Source organism: Ruminococcus sp. MCC718 (genome assembly GCF_018783905.1).
Taxonomy (GTDB): Bacteria; Bacillota; Clostridia; order Lachnospirales; family Lachnospiraceae; genus Hominisplanchenecus; species Hominisplanchenecus faecis.
The window spans coordinates 91364-111282 of sequence record NZ_WQNP01000100.1 but is presented as its reverse complement, the minus strand read 5'-3'; the positions used below and the strand labels follow the sequence as shown (position 1 = coordinate 111282).

Annotated in this window: 13 protein-coding genes; all 13 read left to right on the top strand. The window is 43.7% G+C overall.

Annotation, left to right across the window (positions count from 1 at the left end; genetic code table 11):
* Positions 1–67 precede the first annotated feature (67 nt).
* The 13 genes from raiA (at position 68) to ilvD (ending at position 19909) form a co-directional block, all read left to right on the top strand.
* Positions 68–598, top strand: a complete 531-nt coding sequence (raiA, locus tag GPK60_RS09495; protein ID WP_022119004.1) for a ribosome-associated translation inhibitor RaiA — start codon at positions 68–70, stop codon at positions 596–598.
* A 238-nt stretch (positions 599–836) separates the two neighbouring features.
* The gene (secA, locus tag GPK60_RS09490; protein ID WP_022119005.1) at positions 837–3398 is read left to right on the top strand and encodes a preprotein translocase subunit SecA; all 2562 of its coding nucleotides are present in this window, start codon (positions 837–839) and stop codon (positions 3396–3398) included.
* A 44-nt stretch (positions 3399–3442) separates the two neighbouring features.
* A protein-coding gene (gene prfB / locus GPK60_RS09485; RefSeq protein ID WP_147631065.1) for a peptide chain release factor 2 occupies positions 3443–4583 on the top strand; the annotation gives its coding sequence in 2 pieces (ribosomal slippage) (positions 3443–3517 and positions 3519–4583; 1140 coding nt in all).
* Between the two features lie 107 nt (positions 4584–4690).
* The gene (locus GPK60_RS09480; protein ID WP_022119007.1) at positions 4691–5617 is read left to right on the top strand and encodes a hypothetical protein; all 927 of its coding nucleotides are present in this window, start codon (positions 4691–4693) and stop codon (positions 5615–5617) included.
* 248 nt (positions 5618–5865) lie between these two features.
* A complete protein-coding gene (locus GPK60_RS09475) occupies positions 5866–7833 on the top strand; it encodes an oleate hydratase (RefSeq protein WP_215659618.1) in 1968 nt (655 codons plus the stop codon).
* Between the two features lie 197 nt (positions 7834–8030).
* The gene (gene tgt, locus GPK60_RS09470) at positions 8031–9161 is read left to right on the top strand and encodes a tRNA guanosine(34) transglycosylase Tgt (RefSeq protein ID WP_215659613.1); all 1131 of its coding nucleotides are present in this window, start codon (positions 8031–8033) and stop codon (positions 9159–9161) included.
* A 93-nt stretch (positions 9162–9254) separates the two neighbouring features.
* Entirely contained in the window at positions 9255–9563 is a 309-nt protein-coding gene (yajC, locus tag GPK60_RS09465; RefSeq protein ID WP_022119010.1) for a preprotein translocase subunit YajC, read from the top strand.
* Positions 9564–10236: 673 nt separating this feature from the next.
* Positions 10237–11082, top strand: coding sequence for a hypothetical protein (locus GPK60_RS09460; RefSeq protein WP_147631068.1), 846 nt, complete (start codon positions 10237–10239; stop codon positions 11080–11082).
* A gap of 35 nt (positions 11083–11117) precedes the next feature.
* The gene (locus GPK60_RS09455; RefSeq protein WP_147631069.1) at positions 11118–12797 is read left to right on the top strand and encodes a leucine-rich repeat domain-containing protein; all 1680 of its coding nucleotides are present in this window, start codon (positions 11118–11120) and stop codon (positions 12795–12797) included.
* Between the two features lie 273 nt (positions 12798–13070).
* On the top strand, positions 13071–13874 hold the full coding sequence (locus GPK60_RS09450; RefSeq protein ID WP_173896893.1) for a hypothetical protein: 804 nt from the start codon (positions 13071–13073) through the stop codon (positions 13872–13874).
* 398 nt (positions 13875–14272) lie between these two features.
* Complete coding sequence (locus GPK60_RS09445) at positions 14273–16903, top strand: YfhO family protein (RefSeq protein WP_215659610.1); 2631 nt, start codon at positions 14273–14275, stop codon at positions 16901–16903.
* A 217-nt stretch (positions 16904–17120) separates the two neighbouring features.
* On the top strand, positions 17121–18203 hold the full coding sequence (leuB, locus tag GPK60_RS09440) for a 3-isopropylmalate dehydrogenase (RefSeq protein WP_173896895.1): 1083 nt from the start codon (positions 17121–17123) through the stop codon (positions 18201–18203).
* Positions 18204–18241: 38 nt separating this feature from the next.
* Complete coding sequence (gene ilvD, locus GPK60_RS09435; protein ID WP_215659607.1) at positions 18242–19909, top strand: dihydroxy-acid dehydratase; 1668 nt, start codon at positions 18242–18244, stop codon at positions 19907–19909.
* Positions 19910–19919 lie beyond the last annotated feature (10 nt).

The following is a 19919-nucleotide window of genomic DNA, read 5'->3' as shown; positions in this document are numbered from 1 at the left end:
GGAAAATTGCTATAATGTTCACATAGCAGTTTCAACTGCAAATATAGATGCAAAGGAGTTGGGTATCATGCGTTTTACAATTCGTGGAAAAAATATCGAAGTGACAGAGGGGTTAAGAAGTGCAGTCACAGAAAAGCTTGGAAAGCTTGAAAAATATTTCACTCCTGAGACAGAGATTATTGTAACTTTGAGCGTGGAAAAAGACAGACAGAAAATCGAAGTAACTATTCCGGTAAAAGGAAATATCATCCGCTCAGAGCAGGTAAGCAATGATATGTATGTTTCTATTGATCTTGTGGAAGAAGTCATTGAAAGACAGCTTCGTAAATATAAGACAAAAATTATAGGCAAACATAAAGACGGAGGAAACCTCCGCAAAGAATTCATCGAAAAAGAGAACGAAGGTGAAGAAGAGGAAGTAAAGATCATCCGTACAAAACAGTTCGGTATGAAACCGATGTTCCCGGAAGATGCATGTGTACAGATGGAACTGCTCGGACACAGTTTCTTTGTATTCCGTAATGCAGATACAGACGAAGTCAACGTTGTGTATAAGAGAAAAGGAAATACATATGGACTGATCGAGCCGGAGTGCTAGGATCGACCGGATAAAAGAGCTACACCATCTGAAATAAAACAGTAAAATAAATCAATAGCTGCCGCAGGATGCACAGTTCAGCCGTAGATTTTTTGGTGAACGCATGTCTGCGGCAACTTTTTAAGTTCTTATCCGCTGTTCATAGGTTATTTACAAAAATTTAATTGTCTATGAAGTGATAAAGTGATAGAATGGAACTGTTTTTTAAGGTAATTAATGTGATAGGAGAATATAGACAATGAATGTGTTTCAGAAAATGTTCGGTACGCATAGTGAACGTGAAGTAAAGCGAATTATGCCGCTGGTTGAAAAAATTGAAAAACTGCGTCCGACAATGATAGAGCTCTCTGACGAAGAACTGAGAGGCAAAACAGCAGAATACAAAAAAAGACTGGCAGAAGGAGAGACTCTGGATGACCTGCTTCCTGAGGCATACGCTACCGTTCGTGAATCTGCACGACGCGTACTGAATATGGAACATTACCGTGTACAGCTGATCGGAGGTATCATTCTGCATCAGGGGCGTATCGCAGAGATGAGAACAGGTGAAGGTAAAACACTTGTATCTACCTTACCGGCATATCTGAACGCTCTGGAAGGAAAAGGAGTTCATGTAGTAACGGTCAATGATTATCTGGCACGTCGAGATTCTGAGTGGATGGGAAAAGTCCATGAGTTTCTTGGTCTGACCGTTGGATGTGTACTGAATTCCATGGACAGTGAAGAGAGACGTAAACAGTATAACTGCGATATCACTTACATCACCAACAACGAGGACGGTTTCGATTATCTGCGTGATAACATGGTTATTTATAAAGAACAGCTCGTTCAGAGAGATCTGCATTATGCGATCATCGACGAGGTGGACTCAGTCCTGATCGACGAGGCACGTACACCGCTGATCATTTCCGGTCAGAGCGGCAAGTCCACAAAACTGTACGAAGTCTGTGACATTCTGGCAAAACAGCTGGAGCGTGGTGAAGCCAGCGGTGAAGTAACTAAAATGTCGGCCATTATGGGCGAGGAGATCACAGAGACCGGTGACTATATCGTAAATGAAAAAGATAAAGTCGTAACACTGACACAGGACGGTGTTAAGAAAGTAGAACAGTTCTTCCAGATCGATAACCTTTCCGATCCGGAGAACCTGGAGATCCAGCACAATATCAACCTGGCACTGCGTGCACACAGTCTGATGCACCGTGATCAGGATTATGTAGTAAAAGATGATGAAGTATTGATCGTAGACGAGTTTACCGGACGTATCATGCCGGGAAGACGCTACTCGGATGGCCTGCATCAGGCAATCGAGGCAAAAGAGCATGTAAAGGTAAAACGTGAGAGCAAGACACTTGCAACGATCACATTCCAGAACTTCTTCAATAAATATAAAAAGAAAGCCGGCATGACCGGTACTGCACTTACCGAAGAAAAAGAGTTCCGTGATATCTACGGAATGGACGTAGTTGAAATCCCTACCAACAGACCGGTTCTCCGTAAAGACCTGGATGATGCGGTATACATGACCAAAAAAGAAAAATTCCATGCCGTTGTGGATGAAATTGAAAAAGCCCATGAAAAGGGACAGCCGGTTCTGGTTGGTACCATCACCATTGAGACATCCGAACTTCTGAGCGGTATGTTAAAGAGACGCGGCATTTCGCACAAAGTCCTCAATGCGAAGTTCCATGAGCTGGAGGCTGAAATCGTAGCAGAGGCAGGTCGTCACGGAGCCGTTACGATCGCAACGAACATGGCCGGCCGTGGTACCGATATCAAGCTGGATGATGAGGCAAAGGCAGCCGGCGGTTTGAAGATCATCGGTACCGAGCGTCATGAATCCAGACGTATCGACAATCAGCTGCGTGGACGTTCTGGACGACAGGGTGACCCGGGAGAATCCAGATTCTATATTTCGCTGGAAGATGACCTGATGCGTCTGTTCGGTTCCGAGCGTCTGATGAGCATCTTTAAATCCATCGGTGTTGCAGAAAACGAGCAGATCGAGCACAAAATGCTTTCCAGTGCAATCGAGAAAGCACAGATGAAGATCGAAGGAAACAACTACGGTATCCGTAAAAACCTGCTGGAGTACGACCAGGTCAACAACGAGCAGCGTGAAATCATTTACAAAGAGCGTCGCCGTGTTCTGGACGGAGAGAGTATGCGTGATTCTATCTTCAAGATGATCACAGACATCGTGGACAATACCGTTGATATGTGCATTTCTGATGATCAGGATACTTCAGAATGGAATCTTCAGGAACTGAACGGACTTCTGATTCCGATCATTCCGCTGCCGAAGATTGAGATTTCACAGAAAATGAAGAAAAATGAGCTCAAACAGATGCTCAAAGAGCAGGCTGTGAAGCTGTATGAGATGAAAGAAGCAGAGTTCCCGGAACCGGAACAGATCCGTGAACTGGAGCGAGTGATCCTTCTGAAAGTCATCGACCGCAAGTGGATGGATCATATCGACGATATGGATCAGCTGCGTCAGGGTATCGGACTTCAGGCTTACGGTCAGAAAGATCCTCTGGTAGAATACAAGATGAGTGCTTACGAGATGTTCGATGCAATGTCTGCGGCAATCCAGGAAGACACTCTGAAGCTTCTGTACCATGTAAGCATGGAACAGAAAGTAGAACGTGAAGAAGTTGCAAAAGTAACCGGAACAAACAAAGATGATTCCGTACAGAATGCACCTCAGAAACGTGAAGAAAAGAAGATTTATCCAAACGATCCGTGCCCATGCGGAAGCGGAAAGAAATATAAACAGTGCTGCGGAAGAAAGAAATAAACACCTCGCAGAGACTGAAAATAAAAAAGAAAGAGGTGAAGCAAGTGGTTGAATTAGATCAGTTTAAGTATGAATTAAACAATTTTAAGGAACCATTAGTGGAAGTGAGGGATTCACTTTGACCTGGCTAACAAAGAGCAGCGTATCCAGGAATTAGAAAGAGAGATGGAAGCTCCTGATTTCTGGGATAACCCGGAAAAATCACAGGAATCCATGAAAAATTTAAAGAGCATGAAAGACGATATCGCCATTTATGCCAAGTTAAAAGATGAGTTTGATGAGATCGAAACTCTGATCGAGATGGCAGCAGAGGAAAACGATGAATCTCTGATACCAGAGATTCAGGATCTTCTGGATGATTTCAGGAAAACTTATGATGATATCCGTATAAAAACACTGTTATCTGGAGAATACGATAAGGATAATGCGATCGTGACGCTCCATGCGGGAGCAGGCGGAACAGAGTCCTGCGACTGGGCGGGCATGCTGTACCGTATGTATACCAGATGGGCGGACAAACATGGTTTTGCAGTGGATGTGCTGGATTATCTGGATGGCGATGAGGCGGGCATCAAGTCCGTTACCTTCCAGGTTAACGGAGAAAATGCCTACGGCTATCTCAAATCCGAAAAGGGTGTCCACAGACTGGTCCGTATCTCACCGTTCAATGCGGCTGGAAAGAGACAGACCTCGTTTGTATCCTGCGATGTCATGCCGGATATTGAGGAAGACATCGATATCGAGATCCGGGATGAAGATCTGCGTATCGATACTTACCGTTCCAGCGGAGCCGGCGGTCAGCATATCAACAAGACCTCCTCGGCGATCCGTATCACCCATCTGCCGACCAACATCGTTGTTCAGTGCCAGAATGAGCGTTCCCAGCACATGAACAAAGACAAAGCGATGCAGATGCTGAAAGCAAAGTTGTATCTGCTGCAGCAGCAGGAGAATGCAGAGAAGCTTTCCGGTATCCGCGGCGAAGTCAAGGAGATTGGCTGGGGAAACCAGATCCGTTCCTATGTCATGCAGCCGTATACGATGGTAAAAGACCACAGAACGAATGCAGAAACAGGAAATGTGGACAGCGTGATGGACGGTGGTATTGACCTGTTTATCAATGCTTACCTGAAGTGGATCACACTTGGCGAGTCTTCCGGAGAAGCAGGCGATATGCCTGATTAAGAGCAAGAATAAAATACAGGAAACTGTATGGAACATGATAGAAGAAAATCTGTCTTCGGGCAGATTTTTTTCGCTTTTTATCAGCAAAGCAAGAAGGAGAATCTGATATGGCAAAACGTATTTTGAATATGACAGCAGAAGAAATGACGCATGCAACAAAAAGTGAACTGATCGAAGCGATCGCAGGCAGCGAGGGAAGGGTCCTTGCAAGTGAGACGATCGGCATCACGATTCCTCTGCTTACCGATGTGACCAATGCAGAGTTTGCAGCTTCCATGGGAGCAGACCTGATCCTTCTGAACATGTTTGATGTGCAGGAGCCAAAAATCATGGCACTGCCGGAAGTGGAAAAAGAAGAGACGGTACGAGAAGTAAAACGTCTGACCGGACGTATGGTCGGCATCAATCTGGAACCGGTGGAAGAAAGCTATGCTTCCGATAACAAAGAGACCCTGTGGGAGATGAGTGCCGGACGTTATGCAACGGTGGAAAATGCCATTCAGGCTCAGAAAATGGGCGTGGATTTGATCGTTCTGACCGGCAATCCGGGAAATGGAGTGAGCAATCCGGCGATCATTTCTTCCCTGAAAGCGATCTCAGAGGCAGTCGGAGAGAAGATCATGTTGGCAGCCGGGAAAATGCATGCCTCCGGTATCATCGGCGAAGGCGGCGAGAACATCATCACGAAAGAAGATATCCGCCAGTTTGCAGAGGCAGGAGCCGATATCATTCTGCTGCCGGCACCGGGAACCGTGCCTGGCATCACGACCGAATATGTGCGGAAACTGATCAGTTATGCACACAGCCTGAAAAAGCTGACGATCACATCGATCGGAACTTCTCAGGAAGGTGCGGACACCGATACGATCAAACGCATCGCACTGGAGTGCAAGATGGCAGGAACCGACATCCACCACATCGGTGATTCCGGATACGTGGGAATGGCACTGCCGGAAAATATTATGGCGTACGGAACTGTGATCCGCGGAATCCGCCATCAGTATCACAGAATGGCACAGTCCATCCGCAGATAAATATCAGTGAAGTTTTGTACTGCAACAAGTAAGGTACAAAATCACAGCAAAAAGCTTACAAAACAGGTCAGATGACAAAAATTTTATCATCTGGCCTGTTTTGTCAATAGAATCCCGGGCATACTAATGTTAGAATGTAGGCAATTCAGAAAGAACTGGATTGAAACAGGAAATTTCCAAAGAAAACGAAGACAGGATGGCGGAGGCAGGAAGGTTAGCCTCAAACATTGGAAAGGTGGGCATTCAACATGAAAAAAGGGTTAAAATATACGATGGCAGCAGCAGCCGGAGCAGGAGCAGCGATGCTTCTGAGTAAGAAAACAAAAGAAAATGAGCATAAACAGAAAGAGATAAGCAAAAAAAGAGAAGACAAGAGAAAAGATTACCGCAATACCGAGCGTGGAAAATATGAAAAGAACAGCAAAGGTATTTATTACAGCAACGGCAACTACGAAGCTTTTGCAAGACCGGAAAAACCGGAAGGTGTCGATGGCAAAAATGCTTACATTGTCGGAAGCGGACTGGCATCTCTGGCAGCAGCCTGCTTTCTGGTAAGAGACGGGCAGATGAAAGGATCCCATATCCACATTCTGGAAGCAATGGATATCGCCGGAGGGGCCTGTGACGGTATCTTTGATCCGTCCCGCGGTTATGTGATGCGAGGCGGCAGAGAGATGGAGAATCATTTCGAGTGCCTGTGGGATCTATTCCGCAGCATTCCGTCCATCGAAACACCGGGCGTATCGGTTCTGGATGAATATTACTGGCTGAACAAAAAAGATCCGAACTACTCTCTTTGCAGAGCAACTGTGAATCGTGGAGAAGATGCACATACCGATGGCAAGTTCAATTTAAGCCAGAAAGGCTGCATGGAGATCATGAAACTGTTCATGACAAAAGACGAAGATCTTTATGATAAAACAATCGAAGATGTATTTGATGACGAAGTGTTTGATTCCACCTTCTGGCTGTACTGGAGAACGATGTTTGCATTTGAAAACTGGCACAGTGCATTGGAAATGAAGCTCTACTTCCAGAGATTTATTCATCACATCGCCGGACTGCCGGATTTCAGTGCTTTGAAATTTACCAAATACAATCAGTATGAATCCCTGATCCTGCCGATGCAGAAATATCTGGAAGAAGCAGGCGTAGATTTCCAGTTCAACACCGAAGTGACAAACGTTGTATTTACCTTTAAAGAAGGCAAAAAGATCGCAACATCGATTGAATGCAAAGTGAACGGAGAAGAGGACAATATTCTCCTGACAGAAGATGACCTTGTCTTTGTCACAAACGGAAGCTGTACGGAAGGAACCATTTACGGAGATCAGAACCATGCACCGGATGCAGATGCAGAAGTACGCAGAAGCGGCTGCTGGGATCTGTGGAAAAACATTGCAAAACAGGATCCGTCCTTTGGACATCCGGAGAAATTCTGCTCGGATATCGAGAAGACAAACTGGGAGTCAGCAACGATCACGACTTTGGATGACAAGATCATTCCGTATATCACAAACATCTGCAAACGTGATCCGAGAAGCGGAAAAGTGGTAACCGGAGGAATTGTAAGCTGTCAGGACTCCAAGTGGCTGCTCAGCTGGACAATCAACCGTCAGGGACAGTTCAAAGAGCAGGATAAAGAAAAAGTCTGCGTATGGGTATATGGACTGTTTACGGATGTGCCGGGCGATTATATCAAGAAACCGATGAAAGAATGTACCGGAAAAGAGATTACCGAAGAATGGCTGTATCACCTGGGCGTTCCAACCGACAAGATCGAGGAACTGGCAGAGAACAGTGCTGTCTGCGTACCGACGATGATGCCGTATATCACTGCATTCTTCATGCCAAGAACCAAAGGTGATAGACCGGATGTCATCCCGGATGGATGTACAAACTTCGCATTCCTCGGACAGTTCGCAGAGACTCCGCGTGATACCGTCTTCACAACCGAGTATTCAGTGAGAACCGCAATGGAGGCTGTTTACGGACTGCTTGGTGTGGACCGCGGCGTACCGGAAGTATGGGGAAGCGTTTACGATATCCGTGAACTGCTTGACAGTTCCGTCAAACTGATGGATGGCAAATCACCGCTGGAGATCCAGCTGCCTGGACCGCTGAACGCACTGAAAAAACCGGTCATCAAAGTGGTAAAAGGAACCGTCATTGAGAAACTGCTTCGTGATCATGGGATTTTAACAGAAGATATGTAATCCTGCCGGATATTTCCAGACCGGAAAGAGTTCTGCTTCTATTTATATGGTGGTCAGCCAATCCAGCTTTTAGCGGGACACCGGGGATGATTCCCCGGTGAACTACTTGAAAAATCCTCCAAATAGGGCTATAATAGTTGAACAGACGTAAGGATACACCAAAGTTTGTATGCATTCGAATGAAATTGGAGGAAATCATGTATAAACTGATAAAAAGAGATGGCAAGGCAAAAAGGGGTGAGTTTCACACCGTGCATGGCGTGATACAAACCCCTGTTTTTATGAATGTCGGAACGGCAGCAGCGATCAAGGGAGCAGTATCGACCGAGGATCTGCAGCAGATCGGCACACAGGTGGAGCTGTCCAACACCTATCACCTTCACGTAAGACCGGGTGATCAGGTTGTAAAAAAGATGGGCGGACTGCATAAATTTATGGTATGGGACAAACCGATCCTGACAGACTCTGGTGGATTTCAGGTATTTTCGCTGGCGGGTCTTCGAAAGATCAAAGAAGAAGGCGTATATTTCAATTCCCATGTAGACGGCAGAAAGATTTTCATGGGACCGGAACAGAGCATGCAGATCCAGTCCAATCTGGCGTCCACGATCGCCATGGCATTTGATGAGTGTCCGTCCAGTGTGGCAGAAAGAGAATATGTCCAGCGTTCGGTAGAGCGTACGACAAGATGGCTGCATCGCTGCAAAGAAGAGATGGCAAGACTGAACAGCCTGCCGGATACGATCAATCAGCATCAGATGCTCTTTGGTATTAACCAGGGTGCGATCTACGAAGATATCCGTATCGAGCATGCACAGCAGATCCGTGAGCTGGATCTGGACGGCTATGCTGTCGGCGGTCTGGCCGTTGGGGAGAGTCATGAGGAAATGTACCGCATCCTGGATGCAGTTGTACCGGAGCTTCCGGTGGATAAGCCAACTTATCTGATGGGGGTTGGTACACCAGCAAATATTCTGGAAGCAGTAGACCGGGGAGTTGATTTCTTTGACTGTGTTTATCCAAGCAGAAACGGCCGCCATGGCCATGTCTACACGAACCATGGAAAGCTGAATCTGTTCAATGCAAAATATGAGCTGGATCCGAAGCCGATTGAAGAAGGATGCCAGTGTCCGGCATGCCGTCACTACAGTAGGGCGTATATCCGACATCTGCTGAAAGCAAAAGAAATGCTGGGCATGCGTCTGTGTGTGCTGCATAACCTGTATTTTTACAATCATCTGATGGAAGAAATCCGAGATGCCATTGAAGCCGGCAATTATAAGGCATTTAAAAAAGAAAAACTGTCAGGATTTGAAAATAATGCTTGAATAACAGGCAAGGATTGTGTATGATATAGGTTAGTGACACTTTTTCGGGAAAGCCCGAAATTTAAGCGAAATACGCATGACCAGGAGGTAAATATGAATTTATTAAGTACATCTTCAACAGCAGGCGGACTGGGATTCACCCTGATCTACATCGTGGTGATCTGTGCAGTTATGTGGTTCCTGCTGGTAAGACCGCAGAAAAAGGAACAGAAAAGACTGGACACAATGCTGGCAAGCCTTGCAGTAGGTGACAGCGTTGTTACAACAAGCGGATTTTACGGAGTTGTGATCGATCTGACAGACGAAGACGTGATCGTAGAATTCGGAAGCAACAAAAACTGCCGTATTCCAATGAAAAAATCAGCAATCGCTGAAGTAGAAAAGGCAGAAGAAAGCAAATAAAAGATGTGAAAAAGTACAGAGACGTGGGAATTGTTTCTGTACTTTTTTTATGCGTGTCTCCAGCAAAGCTGGACTACACTTGCCAGTGTAAGTCCGGTCACGATAATCGCCAGTGAGCCGTGTAGTAATACAGGGTGCTAAGCGAGTGGATAAAGTAACCTTGAAAAAGGGGCGAGCAATTGTATCATTCCGCCAAGAGAAACGAAAAGTGGATGCGGCACTAGACTGCTACATTATTTGCACTTTTACAAGATGGTATAACAAGAAATACCAGAGACATAATTGTATGTCAAAGGTGGGATTTGTAAGAAATAGCATTTATGGAAAAGGATTAAAGAAAATGGCTAGAGCATGACGTAATGCTGTAGAAAGAAGAATGTCGGAAAGCTGTGTGAGGGAGAAACTTATGCACGGTTTGATGAGGGGGATGAAAATTTCACCCGCCTATTCTACCTTACAATTGAGAATTTCCTGAGCGATATTTTGTTAAAATTTGTGTTTATATATAAAATTTTGCGAATATAAATATTTTTTCTCTTTATTTAACAAAAAAATAATAATTTTATATTATATAGAAAAAAATAAACATATTTAATAAAAATAAGATTGACAATAACACTATTTCATGCTAAGGTGCAAATAACAAGTAAATGAAGTACAGAAAGGAGATAGTATGGCAAATATTAAAGGAAAAGTAAAGACGTTGGCAATGGTAAAAAACGTAGTGAATGTAAAAAATTGTACTAATTTTGGTTGTATGGCAATTGACGGAAAGAAAGCTTGGGGATTAAAAACTGCAAGCGGAAATGAGTACAGTGTTGTACATTATTGCAGTGATGTTAATGACAAAGTTTCTTTAAGATATACAACTCCTAAAGGACTTTTGGGACATGGGAACTGTATGACATGTAGCAATTCTAATTTGTTGTTTGGGGTGTCTAACGGACTTAATGGGGAGAATTATATTGTTCGTGTACCACGTGGGTTTAAAGGTGACTGGGATCGGAAAGTTATATTTAAATCTGAAAAGAAAATTCCGGCACTTGCTTTTTATAGTAATTATCATTATCTGATTCGCGTAGGAGATAGTCCGGAAAATCAAAGAGCACGATTCGGTATTGGGGTTCTGGAAGGCCAGAATACAGCTAATCCGACAGTAAAATATGATTCTTCAAACGAGTTTTATATAAATACAAAATGGACATATAAGCATGTTCAGGATATTCATTATGAACCATCTAAAGGTTTATTGTTCCAGACAATGAACGACAGCACTCTAACAATAAGTAAAATAGCAGTATATGATCTGAATGGTTCATATACTACCTATAATGGAAAGAAAATGTTTAGCCCAAAAGATATGATTACGTTTGATATGCACAATACACATACAAAATACGAAGTGGAGTCACTGGGGCTGGATGAAGACGGATACATTGTTATGGCTTGCAATATTCACTTGAAAACAGAAAGTAATGAAACGGATGCCTTCCAGAGGGTAACAAATGTAAAATACTAGAATAACACTATATAAAAAAGAGGAGATGTAGTCAAATGAAACAAAAAGGAGAATTTTATAAAGTGAAAAAATCTGGTTTTTCTATGTTGTTATTGTTGATATGTGTTTCGATGTTGTCTGTAATGCCTGTATCTGCTGCCAGAAAAAAGAGCCGTTATGACCTTCAGTTTTCAGATTTGAAAGTCAATAAAAAGAAGCTGAAAGCAGGAGAAAAATGTGAAATCAGCATGAAGGTTAAAAACAAAGGAACAGGGAAAATTCAACGTTTGACTGTTACATATCAGGGACCGAAACGTCAGTATTATGATGTTCTGCTGAAATATAAAAAGAAAAGTAAAAGATGGACGGGCAATTTTACAGTAAATAAAGGAATGGAAAAAGGGATCTGGAAGATCTGGTGTGTTACAGCAGATAAAAATTATGATGAAGAGTATCATTATAGTTGTTATAACAAAAATTTAGATAAATTGATTACACCAGGTGCGGATTTTTCAAAGGGAAATATCCAGATTAGTGGAACGAAAGCGGATTATAAAAAACCGAAGATAAGATGGAACAATTTAAAAACCTGGAACGAGCAGGTTACGGCAAAGGGCGGAATAATAAATTGCCGACTAAAGGTAACGGACAACAGTGGTATTTCTTTTGTCAGAATTATCTTTGCAAAAAGACCGGAAGAAGGTAAAAAGCTGATACCGGATATTAGTATTATAATGAAGTATAATAAAAAGACAGGCTATTACGAAGGAAGCAGTACACAGGGAAAAGGAAAGTATCTGGTGGCAGGTATAACAGCGGCAGATCTGTTCGGAAATGAAATTTTTTATTATAATTCACAATGCGAATCATACGGATATTACCAGCCTGAAAACTCAATCCGCAAAGATTTGTCAGACTTAAGTGTAAGCCTTGGAATTTCAGAAGATGATATACCACAGGAGACAGAAAAACAGACAGAAAGTGAAAGAGAACCGATTGCAAAACCAAGAAAAACAGATGTTTTTGTCAATAAGAGAAGCCCGGAGACATCTGAGTATGACTATGCGGTGGTGATAGACAAGGTGGTGTATCAGTATCGGATGGAAACCGATGATTATGCAGTCGTTGCATTTGATGAAAACAATGGAAATATGGAAGATGGAAGAAAAGTAAAAGTAAGGGCAGAGATTCTTGGAAGACCGGTAACGGAAGTTACACTCCATGGAGAATTTGATCCTCCGCAGGGAAGAGTGCATTTGATTCTTCCAGAGTCTGTCAGGAAAATTCAGATTGATGAATGTACATTCAAAGCGATTACCTTTCCATCCACTTTTACAAAGAAAAACAGTAAGAGCATTGTATCTGAATGTACGATAGGAAAGATTTATCTGGCAGGAAAGTCTGTGTATACGGGAAACATATATCAGATAAGTGGACTGAAAACTATAAAGCTTCCATCAAAATTAAAATATATAAAAGCGGGATTTTTAAAGGGGAGCACTGATCTCGAAAAAATTAGTATTCCGAATCAGGTCAGAACAATTGGAAAAGAAGCATTTGCAGGGTGCAGAAATCTGAAAATTTATATTCCGGCTACAGTGAAAAATATTGGAAAAAATGCATTTGGAAAAGGTGATGGATGCGTGAAAAAAATTTACTGTGTGAAAAATTCAGCGGCATATAAATATGCAAAAAAGAATAATATCCCTTATAAAACAGTGTCGATCAAGGAATAAAAAAGGATTTGATGTAAAAGTAATGTAAAAGGTTTTCAGATGCTATTTACAATACTATAAAAATCTAGTATTGTAAAAATAAGATATCCACGAAAGCAGGAGAGTGACAGAAATAGTGGAAAATATCAGGTAATAAACGGCTGAGCACATAAGAGGGGGGTAATATAAACGGCCGTTTTACATATCATACATGCGAAGGAAATGGATGATGTAGCATGAAAAGAAAGCGAATACAGAAAAATAAAAATATCGTAAAAAGGGGCTATATAAATTATGAAACGAACAAAGAAAATCGCAGCATTTCTGATACTGTTTTTATGTGCATCCATGCTTCTGGTTCTTCCGACCTCGGCAAAAAGCAGAAAAAAGTATGATCTTAAGGTATCGGATGTAAAAGTCAGCAGTAAAAATCTGAAGCCGGGAGATAAATGCAAAATCAGCATGAAAATCGTAAACAGGGGATATGGAAAGATGAAAAATGTTTACGTGTGCTATGATTCACCGTCAACGCAGGTGTACTACGTACCGCTTCAGTATAAAAAGAGCAACGGCAGATGGGTTGGAAATTTCAAAGTAGAAAAGGGAATGCAGAAGGGAACCTGGCGTATCTGGAGTATTGATGTGAATCGTGTTTTTGACGATATCTACGCATCCTGGTATGCGTATTATAACCACAAACTTGGAAACCGGTCCTATCCGGGAAGTGATCTCTCAAAAGGAAATATTAAGATCCGGAAGACCAAGGCAGATCATAAAAAACCGGAAATTCACGCTGACACGTTGCAGGTAGAAAAAGTGGCAGACACGGAAAAAGGTGGAAAGATCAGCTGCCGTATAAAAGTAACGGACGGCAGCAGCATCAAAAGAGTAACACTGACTTTAAAAGGGCCTGTCAGCACAGATCATCCGGTAGCAGTAGAGACGGAAATCGAAATGAAATATAATAAAAAAACAGGATATTACGAAGGAAGTGCAAACAAAGAAAAGGGTACCTATCGCGTGGAGAATGTATATGCAGAGGATGTATTTGGTAACCATGGCTGGAAAGAAATTTCCGGATATCAGTTAGAATTATAAAAGCAGAATTATAAAAGAAAAAGATGAAAGATGGATTGTATCCGGATCCATTTTACAACAACATTTCGGGGAGGGCAGCCTCCCCGTTTTTGTATTGCGACACTTTTGCGAGTTAACTTAATAAAGTGTTTTGGCAAATGTATACAGAAGCATTTGCTTACAATATGATGTTGAAATCTTCATAAAAAAATAAGAAAGATAAACAACATAAATGCATAATGTAAAAGTAATGTAAAAGTTTTCCAGATGCTGTTGACAACACTATAAATACGTAGTAGTCTGCCAGAAAAGTACGGAATATCTGCGAAAACGGAAAGACGAACAGAAATCGCAGAACCGTTTATCACTGTTTTCTTACAAAAGGAAACCAAAAGGGAAATAAAGAAGAGGGGAAGAAAATGAGAGAAAAAGAGAAATGCAGGAAAGGGAACGTGCAGTATTTTTGCATGTATACAGCCGGTTTTCTGGCAGCGGCACTTTTATTATTACTGATCTTTGCAAAGGAACATGCATCTTTTACCAAAATGGCGGACGGTGTGGCACAGCATTATGCAGTGCTGATGTGGATCCGTAATACGCTGCGGCAGTTTTTACATGGAAATTTTGCATTGCCGATGGTTGATTTTTCGGTTGGACAGGGGTTTGATGTGATCGGGACGCTGAACTATTACGGCGTTGGGGATCCCGTCAATTTGCTGACCGTATTTTTTGCGGATAACCATCTGGATCAGATGTACATGTTTCTGATCCTGTTTCGGATGTATCTTTCAGGCCTTACTTTTTCTTATTATTGCAGCACGGCCGGGATTCAAAGAAAAGCCTCGGTACTGTGTGGTTCCTGGCTGTATGTATTTTGCAGTTTTGCACTGATCGGTGGAATGAAGCATCCGCTGTTTTTAAATGGTATGCTGTATCTGCCGCTGCTGCTTGCCGGAACGGAGAAAGTCCTGCAAAAGAAAAGCATCCGCTTTTTAAGCGTATCGGTGGCACTTGCCTTTATGAGCAACTACTATTTCATGTACATGAACACCATACTGTGCGGCATTTATCTGTGTGTACGGCTTTTCGGACATTATCGGGAATACGGGATCAGAAAGATCCTACTGCTGATCTTAAAAATGGCGGCGGCGTGGATCTGGGGCATATGCCTTGGAGCAGTGATCATTCTGCCGTCCGTCTATGCCTTTCTTCACAATGCAAGAGTGGACACTGCGGTGGAAGAGGCACAGAACTTTTACAGCATTGCACACTACCGGAAAATGATCCTCGGATTTTTCCAGACACTTCCGATGACGAACGGCTGGACAGTACATGGAACGGCGATCGGCGGTCTTGCCGGTGTGCTGATGCTCTTTACGTCAAAAAAAAGGAGTCGGGAAAATTGCCAGCTGAAGATCGGATTTGTCGTGCTGCTTGTGTTGCTCTGTATTCCGTTTGGCGGAAAAATGATGAATGGTTTTGCTTATGTGACAAACCGCTGGAGTTACGGCATGGCGTTTTTATGTGCACTGATGGCAGCTCAGGCGGTTGCAGATTTAAAAGAACAGAATACAAAAATATTCCTGATCCTTGGAGCGGCAGCGGGCATCCTTGCTGCAGCATTATCCGCATCGAACGGAAAAGCCATGCGATATGCGATCGCAGCTCTTGCAGTGACCGTTCTGACATTTGCACTTGGAGCGATTCTGGAGCGAAAGCAGAGAAAAAGACTGGCAGGATGTCTGGTGTCTTTCGTTGTGTTTGCCGGTGTCTGCTGCAATCTCATCACCTTCTTTACACCGGTCGGATATTCTTATGCCGCACGTTTTACAAAAAGAGGCGTGTCGGAGTCCGTGTTACTGAACCGTGCCGTAAAAAATGTACAGAATGCAAAGCTTGCGGAAGAAGGATTTTACCGTGTGGAACTGCCGTCTTCTCTGTTCAACCGTTCGCTGGCATCCAGTCTGAATACAACAGAATTTTATTACAGCGTGATTCCAAAATCCATGAAAGATCTTTACGTTTCTCTTGGAATGGCAGAATACGAACGCCCGAATGTATTTCACGGATTGGAAAACAGGCAGATCCTGAAAAATATGCTCTGTGTGAGGTATCAGTCAGATAAAAAGAAAGTAACCTGTAACGAAGATGCTCTTCCGGTTGGCTATACGTATGATAAAATCATGAGCAAAGAAAATTATGACCGCCTGACGCCGCTTGAGTGCCAGGCAGCACTTCTGGAATATGCTGTTTTAGATGACGATGCTGAAAAAATCCTGGAAAAACAGGGGAAGACTTTTGAAAGAGGAAAGAGTCCTTCTGATGGTGCTGTTATAGGTGGAAATCTGAAAATTACAGGAGAGGATCGGGCATCCTGGAAAGATGGAACGTTAAAAGGGAAAAAACAAGGCAGAATGAAACTGAAGTTTCAGACAGAAGAAACGTCAGAAACTTATCTGGTGCTGAAAGACCTCTCTTCCAGATTAAAAGTAAGAAAAAAACATATGCTTTCCGTGCAAAGCAAAAAAGCAAGGCAGGAGATTCCGATGTGTGCAGTGAGCAATGAAAAAAAGATGAAACGGGATGTGATCGCAGTCAATCTTGGCATCAGGCAGGCGGGAACCTACAGCCTGCATTTTCATAAATCACATACTTATAAGCTGAAAGAGATGGAGATTTATGGTATTTCCGAAAGTTTTATCAAAGAACAGACAAAAAAGCGGCGAAAAGAATCTATGACAGATGTAAAACAGAGTACAAACTGTATCAAGGGCAGGATCAGCGTATCCGAAGATAAGATTTTGCAGCTGGCGGTTCCATACAGCAGGGGATGGCACATTTTTGTTGATGGAAAAAAGGCAAAATCTTTCGCCAGTAGTGTTGCTTATACCGGGATCTTTCTTGAAAAAGGGGAGCATACGGTCGAAATGCATTATATCAGCCCGTGGATCATTCCCGGTACGGTGCTGAGTGTGGCGGCATGGATCTGGATGGCACTGTCTTTTGCCGTAAAAAAGAGAAGAATTTCGGTAGATAAGAGAATAAAATAGTTCAGATTTTTGAAAAAGTGGCTATTTGTCGTAAGGAAAATGACGGATAGCCGCTTTTTTTGTTGTTATTAAGGTTGAAATCTGTACCAAAATGCATTATCATATAGAATTAAAGCGGTAAAGTTTCAAGAGAAAAACAAGAATAATACTTTACCAGGATGTATGCAGAGATATGCAGGCATATGCAAAACTGCAGATGAGAACGGAGGAAAAGGATATGAGTTACAATATCGCAGTCATTCCAGGCGACGGTATCGGACCGGAAATCGTGCGTGAAGCACAGAAAGTGCTGGATGCAGCAGGAAAAAAATATGGTTTTGAATTAAAATATACAGAAGTTTTAATGGGAGGAGCATCCATCGATGTTCATGGTGTGCCTCTGACAGATGAGGCGATCGCAACCGCAAAAGCAAGCGATGCCGTTCTGATGGGCTCCATCGGCGGAGATGCAAAGACCTCCCCGTGGTACAAACTGGCACCGAACCTTCGTCCGGAGGCAGGACTCTTAAAAATCCGCAAAGAGCTGAATCTGTTTGCAAACTTAAGACCGGCATACCTGTACGAAGAATTAAAAGAGGCCTGCCCGCTGCGTGATGATATCATCGGTGACGGTTTTGATATGATGATCATGCGTGAGCTGACCGGCGGTCTGTATTTCGGAGAACGTCACACAACCGAGGAGAACGGAGTACGCAAAGCCGTTGATACACTTTCTTATGATGAGAATGAGATCCGCCGTATCGCTGTCCGTGGATTTGACATTGCAAGAAAACGCCGCCATAAAGTAACCAGTGTGGATAAGGCAAACGTTCTGGATTCTTCCAGACTGTGGAGATCCGTTGTGGAAGACGTTGCAAAAGATTACCCGGATGTCACACTGGAGCATATGCTGGTAGACAACTGTGCCATGCAGCTGGTGCGTGACCCGAAACAGTTCGATGTCATCCTGACCGAGAATATGTTCGGAGATATCCTTTCCGATGAGGCAAGTATGGTGACCGGTTCCATCGGAATGCTGTCTTCCGCCAGCCTGAATGAAACAAAATTCGGTCTGTATGAGCCAAGCCACGGTTCTGCACCGGATATCGCAGGCAAAGATCTGGCAAACCCGATCGCTACGATCCTTTCCGCTGCCATGATGCTGCGTTTCTCACTGGATCTGGATGAAGCGGCAGATGCGATCGAAGCAGCGGTAAAACAGGTACTCAAAGACGGATACCGCACAGGCGATATCATGTCGGAAGGATGCACAAAAGTCGGAACCGTTCAGATGGGAGATCTGATCGCAGAACGCATATAAAACCGAATCCGGCATCATATAAATGGAGGTATGTTACAATGAAAAGTGATAATGTAAAAAAAGGGATCCAGCAGGCACCGCACCGTTCTCTGTTCAATGCTCTTGGCATGACAAAGGAAGAGATGGAGCGTCCGTTAGTTGGTATCGTAAGTTCTTATAATGAAATCGTTCCGGGTCATATGAACCTGGATAAAATCGTCAATGCAGTAAAACAGGGTGTTGCCATGGCAGGCGGTACACCGGTAGTATTCCCGGCGATCGCAGTCTGCGACGGTATTGCCATGGGTCATATCGGTATGAAATATTCTCTGGTAACAAGAGATCTGATCGCAGATTCTACCGAGGCAATGGCACTGGCACATCAGTTCGATGCCCTGGTCATGGTTCCGAACTGTGACAAGAATGTACCGGGACTTCTGATGGCAGCCGCACGTATCAATGTGCCGACCGTATTTGTAAGCGGCGGCCCGATGCTGGCAGGTCATGTGAAGGGACGCAAACGCAGCCTTTCCAGTATGTTTGAAGCAGTCGGAGAATACTCTGCAGGCAAACTGACCGCAGACGATGTATGTGAATTCGAAGAAAAAGTATGTCCGACCTGTGGCTCCTGCTCCGGTATGTACACTGCAAACAGCATGAACTGCCTGACAGAAGTACTTGGTATGGGACTTCGTGGAAACGGAACCATTCCGGCTGTATATTCCGAGCGTATCCGTCTTGCAAAACATGCAGGTATGCAGGTTATGGAAATGTACCGTCAGAATATCCGTCCACGCGACATTATGACAGAGGATGCCATTTTAAATGCTCTGACCGTGGATATGGCACTGGGATGTTCTACAAACAGTATGTTGCATTTACCGGCGATTGCACATGAAATCGGCATGGATTTCGATATCACATTTGCAAACGAGATCAGTGCAAAGACACCGAACCTCTGCCACCTGGCACCGGCAGGCCCGACCTACATGGAGGATCTGAATGAAGCCGGCGGTGTTTATGCCGTTATGAATGAATTAAATAAACTTGCTCTGCTGCACACCGACTGCATGACCGTTACCGGAAAGACCGTAGGCGAGAATATCAAAGACTGCGTAAACTTAAATCCGGAAGTCATCCGCCCGGTAGAAAATCCGTACAGCAAGACCGGCGGACTGGCTGTCCTGACCGGAAATCTGGCACCGGACGGAAGTGTTGTAAAACGTTCTGCCGTTGTGCCTGAAATGATGGTACATGAAGGTCCGGCAAGAGTCTTTGAATGTGAGGAAGATGCATGTGAGGCTATTCTCTCCGGAAAGATCAAAGAAGGCGATGTTGTCGTGATCCGTTACGAAGGACCAAAAGGCGGTCCTGGTATGAGAGAAATGCTGAATCCGACTTCTGAGATCGCAGGTATGGGACTTGGTTCCACGGTTGCCCTGATCACAGACGGCCGTTTCAGCGGTGCGTCCAGAGGAGCTTCCATCGGTCACGTATCACCGGAAGCAGCAGTCGGCGGTCCGATCGCACTGGTAGAAGAAGGCGATATCATCAAGATCAACATTCCGGAAAACAGACTGGAACTGGCTGTTTCTGATGAAGAGCTGGCAAGAAGAAAAGCCAACTGGACACCGAGAGAGCCGAAGGTAAAGACCGGCTATCTGGCACGTTACGCTTCTATGGTAACTTCCGGTAACAGAGGAGCTATTCTTGTTTCAGAAAAATAATTCTGAAACA